Annotated in this window: 4 protein-coding genes and 1 pseudogene; 2 read left to right on the forward strand and 3 right to left on the reverse strand. The window is 68.9% G+C overall.

All coding sequences use genetic code 11. The features are described 5' to 3' along the window. Positions 1-532: pseudogene (locus ABYX71_RS11050) on the forward strand (hypothetical protein); the annotation flags it as partial. A gap of 21 nt (positions 533-553) precedes the next feature. Then, positions 554-880 (forward strand): hypothetical protein, encoded by a 327-nt coding sequence (locus tag ABYX71_RS11055; RefSeq protein WP_372696551.1) that lies wholly within the window; start codon positions 554-556, stop codon positions 878-880. Between the two features lie 54 nt (positions 881-934). Here ABYX71_RS11055 and dapB read toward each other — a convergent pair whose 3' ends face one another. The 3 genes from dapB to ABYX71_RS11070 all read right to left on the reverse strand — a co-directional run. After that, positions 935-1,747 (reverse strand): 4-hydroxy-tetrahydrodipicolinate reductase, encoded by an 813-nt coding sequence (gene dapB / locus ABYX71_RS11060; protein ID WP_372696552.1) that lies wholly within the window; start codon positions 1,745-1,747, stop codon positions 935-937. Positions 1,748-1,752: 5 nt separating this feature from the next. Further along, positions 1,753-2,850 (reverse strand): molecular chaperone DnaJ, encoded by a 1,098-nt coding sequence (dnaJ, locus tag ABYX71_RS11065; protein ID WP_372696553.1) that lies wholly within the window; start codon positions 2,848-2,850, stop codon positions 1,753-1,755. 83 nt (positions 2,851-2,933) lie between these two features. Next, positions 2,934-3,628, reverse strand: a 695-nt coding sequence (locus ABYX71_RS11070) for an Hsp70 family protein (RefSeq protein WP_372696554.1), incomplete at its 5' end; no start/stop codon positions are given.

The raw sequence follows: 3,628 nt of genomic DNA on the forward strand, positions 1-3,628 counted from the left end.
GCTCGAGGCCAGCTGGCGTCAACTCGAGCGGCCTTACCTGGACCTGCTGTCGGGTGCACAAAGCGGTGATGCGCGCCAGCAGCTGCATCGCGTGTACGCGTACTGGACGCCGGCGCCACGCTGGGCCGTGCGTGGCGAGTATCGCTACCAGAAGGAAATTTACAGCGACGACTTCCCGTTGATCGTCGAGACCGGCAACTGGGGCATCTTCGATTTGCGGACCCACAGTCTGCCGCTGGGAGTTCGCTACAGCGACCCGTCAGGGTGGCTGGCCGACGTGGCTGTCACCGGGTACCACCAAAGCGGCGATTTCGTCGTCACCACCAGCAACCAGCAGCGCCAAGCCACGGATACCTTCTGGCTGAGCGATGTCCGCGTCGGCTACCGTCTGCCGCGGCGATCGGGGCTGGTAAGCGTCGGCGTGCGCAACCTGTTCGACACCGAGGTGCAGTTTCAGGACACGGACCCTCAGAATCCGCAGCTGCACCCGCAGCGCCATCTGTATGCGAGCGTCAGCCTCATGCTGGATTGACGTCAGCCATGGAGGGAGAGGATGAAAAGGTGCGATCTGATCCGACGGTTTGCGGTGGTGAGCCTGGCGGGCGTGGCCCTGTCCGGCTGTGGACGGGAAACACCACCGGCTGAACCGTCACCGCAGACCAACCCGTTCGCCGGCCTGCCGTTTGTGCTCGTGCCGGACAAAGACGGCAACCTGCAGCCGCGCACGGCCGATGGGAAGCCGCTGGAGCCCCGCGAAGGGCCGCCCGGTGACGGGATCAAGGCCATACGCAACCTGGGTCAGGCGGTGGTGATCACCATCGAAGGGTCGTGCTATCACTGGGTGTACGTCAACGGGCACTGGTACCGGGTGCCCTGCTGAGAACGCGCGCCCCGGATGCGTCGTCGCCTGGTCGACCCGGGCGATTGCCGCCGCTCAGCGCAGGTCGAGCACGTCCTGCATGTCGTACAGGCCGGCAGGCCGGTCGGCCAGCCAGGCGGCCGCGCGCAGTGCGCCGCGGGCAAACGTGAGGCGGCTGCTGGCCTTGTGGGTGATTTCCACCCGCTCGCCGTCGCCGGCGAACAGCACGGTGTGGTCACCCACCACGTCGCCACCGCGCACGGTGGCAAAACCGATGGTTTCCCGGGCGCGCGCGCCGGTCTGGCCCTCGCGGCCGTAGACGGCGCAGTCGGCCAGGTTGCGGCCCAGCGCGTCCGCCACCACTTCACCCATGCGAAGTGCCGTGCCGGACGGCGCATCCACCTTGTGCCGGTGGTGGGCCTCGAGGATCTCGACATCGAAGTCGTCGCCCAGCACCGCCGCGGCCTGGCGCAGCAGCGCCAGGCACAAATTGACCCCGACGCTCATGTTGGGCGCGAATACCACCGGTATCTGCTGTGCCAGGGCGGCCAGTTCGTCCTTTTGCGCCGCGTCGAGACCGGTGGTGCCGATCACCAGCGCCCGCCCGGCGGCGGCGCAGGCGCGTGCATGGGCCAGCGTGGCGGCCGGGCGGGTGAAGTCGATCAGCACGTCGAAGGCGCTGTCGGGCAGCGCATCGTCGGCGCTCACCGGCACGCCGTTGGGCGCCAGTCCGGCCAGCAGGCCGCTGTCGTTGCCCAGCGCGGGGTTGCCCGCATGCTCCACGGCGGCGGTCAATTGCAGGCCGGGCTGCTCGGAGCAGGCGGCGATCAGCGTGCGGCCCATGCGGCCGGCGGCGCCGGCGATGGCGATGCGGGTCTCGTGCGGCATGTCGGTTACTCGAAAAAGCGCTTCACGCGGTCCAGCCACGAATGTTCGCGGGGACGGTGACTCTCGCCCATAGTCTCGCCCAGTTCGCGCAGCAGGCGCTCCTGCCGCTCATCCAGGTTGACCGGCGTTTCGACCGACACACGCACCATCAGGTCGCCCACGCCACCGCCGCGTACCGACGGCATGCCCTTGCCGCGCAGGCGGAACACCCGCCCGGTCTGCGTGCCGGCGGGCACGGTGACGTTCAGTCGGCCTTCCAGGCTCGGGACGTCGAGCTCGCCGCCCAGTGCGGCCGTGACCACGCTGATGGGCACCTCGGTGTACAGGTCGCTGCCGTCGCGCTCGAACAGCGCGTGCGGTCGCAGGTGGATGTCGACGTACAGATCGCCCGGTCGGCCACCACGACGGCCGGCCTCGCCCTCGCCGGCCAACCGGATACGGTCGCCGGTGTCGACGCCGGGGGGGATCTTCACCTCCAGCTTCTTGGGCTTCTGCACCCGCCCCGCACCGTGACAGTCCACGCACGGGTCGCGGATCACCTGGCCGGTGCCGCGGCAGGTGGGGCAGGTCTGCTGCAGCGAGAAAAAGCCCTGCTGGATGCGCACCTGGCCGTGGCCGCCGCAGGTGCCGCATGGGCTGGGCGAGGTGCCGGGCTTGGCGCCGTTGCCGTCGCAGGTCTCGCAGGTGGCGAGGACCGGGATGTCGAGCGTGGCGGTGGTGCCGCGAAAAGCTTCCTCGAGGCTGATGTCGAGTTCGTAGCGCAGGTCGGCGCCGCGCCCGCCGCCGCCGCGGCCGGCGCGTCCGCCACCGAAAATGTCCGCGAACACGTCGCCGAAGATATCGCCGAAACCGCCCGCCCCCATGCCGGCGCCCTGTGGGTCGATGCCGGCGTGGCCGAAGCGGTCGTAGGCGGCCCGTTTCTCGGGGCTGGACAGCACCTCGTAGGCCGCCTGTACCTGCTTGAAGCGTTCCTCGGCCTCGGTATCACCCTGGTTGCGGTCCGGGTGGTACTTCATGGCAAGGCGCCGATAGGCCTTTTTGATTTCGCTCTCGTCCGCCGTTTGCGGCACGCCGAGCACTTCGTAGAGGTCCTGTGACGCCATGGTGAGGGTTCTTGCTGTCGGTCAGAATGAACAAAACCCCGGGCCGGGCGAGCCGGTCCGGGGTGTGGCGGGCGTGGCCGCGCTTACTTGTCGTCGCGCACTTCCTTGAATTCGGCGTCGACCACGTCGTCGCCGCCGGATGCGCTGCCGGCGTCGCCGGTATCCGGTGCCGGTTGCTCGGCGGCGCCGGCGTAGGCCTTCTCCGCCAGGCTGTGCGAGGCGGCGGTCAGCGCTTCGGTGGCCGACTCGATGGCGGCCTGGTCGTCACCCTTGACCGCTTCCTCGACGGCGCCGATGGCGTCCTCGATGCGGGTCTTCTCGTCGCCGTCCACCTTGTCGCCCAGGTCGGCCAGCGTCTTGCGCACCTGGTGCACGAGGTTGTCGGCCTGGTTGCGCGCGTGCGCCAGCTGCGCCGCCTTGTGATCCTCCTCGGCGTGTGCCTCGGCGTCACGGACCATGCGTTGCACTTCCTCGTCGGACAGGCCGCTCGAGGCCTTGATGACGATTTTCTGCTCCTTGCCGGTGGCCTTGTCCTTGGCCGACACGTGCAGGATGCCGTTGGCGTCGATGTCGAACGTGACTTCGACCTGCGGCATGCCGCGCGGCGCCGGCGGGATGTCGGTCAGGTCGAACTTGCCCAGCGACTTGTTGCCGGCGGCCATCTCACGTTCGCCCTGCAGCACGTGCACGGTCACTGCGGTCTGGTTGTCGTCGGCGGTCGAGAAGATCTGTGACGCGCGGGTCGGGATGGTGGTGTTCTTCTCGATCAGCTTGGTCA

Origin of the sequence: Immundisolibacter sp., assembly GCF_041625615.1 — a bacterium.
In the GTDB taxonomy this organism is placed as follows: Bacteria; Pseudomonadota; Gammaproteobacteria; order Immundisolibacterales; family Immundisolibacteraceae; genus Immundisolibacter.

Coding starts and splice junctions, on each gene's coding strand:
- dapB (WP_372696552.1), bottom strand. CDS start 1,747: ATGCCGCACGAGACCCGCATCGCCATCGCCGGCGCCGCCGGCCGCATG.
- dnaJ (WP_372696553.1), bottom strand. CDS start 2,850: ATGGCGTCACAGGACCTCTACGAAGTGCTCGGCGTGCCGCAAACGGCG.
- ABYX71_RS11055 (WP_372696551.1), top strand. CDS start 554: ATGAAAAGGTGCGATCTGATCCGACGGTTTGCGGTGGTGAGCCTGGCG.